Genomic DNA, 1,558 nt, shown 5'->3' with positions numbered 1-1,558 from the left:
CCCGCAGGGGCGCCTACACCGTGCTGGGCGCCCACCGGTGAACGTTCGCGAGACGGCGCCCCCCCCCGCGCCCCCCCCCCCCCCCCCGGCCGGGGGAACGGCCGAGCGCCCCCGGGGGCGGGGGCCCGCCGCCCCCCCCCCCCCCGCGCCGGGGGAGAGGCCGGCCGGCCGGTCGGCCGGGAGGAGGCGATCGCCGCGATCCGGGCCAGCCAGGGCATGCTGGCCGGCTTCGACGAGGATCTGCTCCACGCGATCGTCGACACCAACGTGCACTGCGTCGGCCTGCTGGCCGGCAGCCGCACCCCGGTCTGGACGGGTGACGCCCTGTTCGTCACCGCGGCCCGCACCACCGCCCCCGAGGACGCGCCCGCGAAGGTCTGGCCGCCGTACCTGCGGGGCAGGCTGGCCGAGCACGTGGTCGACGTCGCCCACGACGAACTGATGGACGCGCAGGCGCTGGAGGAGATCGGCCCGCTGGTGCAGCGGGCGCTGGCGGAGGGGGTGTGAACCGGCCCCGCCGGTCCGCCCGCGCCCCTCCCGCGGGCGCGCCTTCCGCCCGTCCGTCCGCCGACCCCGGCGGGGCCCGGGCCGCCATCGCACGACCGCATGATCCGGGGACCGCACGGCGGTCCCCGGGCTCCGAGAAGAGGACAACCCCCATGACCAGCAACGCCCCCCTGATCGACACCGTCTACCACGACCTGGCCCTGCGGACCCTGGAGGTGATCCGGGTCACCCGGGTCACCCCCCGACTGGTCCGGGTCACCCTCGGCGGCCCCGAGCTGGCCGGGTTCATCGACCGGGCGCCCGCCGACCACGTCAAGGCCTTCTTCCCGGCGCCCGGCGAGCTGGAGCCCGTGCTCCCCCTGCTCGGCGACGACGACGAGGGCCTGATCTTCCCCGACGTCCCGCCGTTCCCGATCTCCCGCGACTACACCACCCGCCGCTTCGACCCGGTGGCCGGCGAGCTGGACCTCGACTTCGTCCTGCACGGCAGCGGCGTCGCCTCGGTCTGGGCCGCGCAGGCCGCCCCCGGCCAGAAGCTCGGTCTGGCCGGGCCCCGCGGCTCGGTGATGGTCCCGCTGGAGTTCGACTGGTACCTGCTGGCCTCCGACGAGACCGGCCTGCCCGGTCTGAGCCGGTACCTGGAGATCCTGCCGGAGGGAGCGATCGCCAAGGTGTTCATCCTGGTGGACGACGCCGGTGAGGAGCACCACCTGGAGACCAAGGCCGACGCCGCGATCACCTGGGTGCACCGCGACGGCCTGGCCCACGGCGAGGGCGACCTGCTCCACCGGGCGATCAGCGCCCTGGAGTTCCCGCCCGGGCGGCCCTACGTCTGGATCACCGGCGAGGCCGGCGAGCTGAAGCCGATCCGCCGCCACCTGCGCGCCGCCGGGTTCGACCGGGACTACACGGACGTCGACGGCTACTGGAAGCGCGGCACGGTCAACCTGGACCACCACCTCGCCGACGACGACGAGGAGGAGCCGGGCGCCGACGCCGCGTCGTGGCCGGCCTCCAGCCGCCGCGGGGGCCAGGGCTCTTCTCCACATCT

The 1,558-nt window shown here is 76.0% G+C and carries 2 protein-coding genes; both read left to right on the top strand.

Going from position 1 to position 1,558, the window contains the following annotated elements:
• Positions 1-216: 216 nt before the first annotated feature.
• Positions 217-507, top strand: coding sequence for a hypothetical protein (locus tag ACFWOG_RS36220; RefSeq protein ID WP_380363620.1), 291 nt, complete (start codon positions 217-219; stop codon positions 505-507).
• 152 nt (positions 508-659) lie between these two features.
• Positions 660-1,558, top strand: an 899-nt coding sequence (locus tag ACFWOG_RS36215) for a siderophore-interacting protein (protein ID WP_380363618.1), incomplete at its 3' end; no start/stop codon positions are given.

The organism is Kitasatospora sp. NPDC058406 (assembly GCF_042722765.1).
Lineage (GTDB): Bacteria > Actinomycetota > Actinomycetes > Streptomycetales > Streptomycetaceae > Kitasatospora.
This window is presented reverse-complemented; position numbering and strand designations above follow the sequence as displayed.

Excerpts from the sequence above, each read along its gene's own strand:
- ACFWOG_RS36220 (WP_380363620.1), top strand. The coding sequence starts at position 217 with ATGCTGGCCGGCTTCGACGAGGATCTGCTCCACGCGATCGTCGACACC.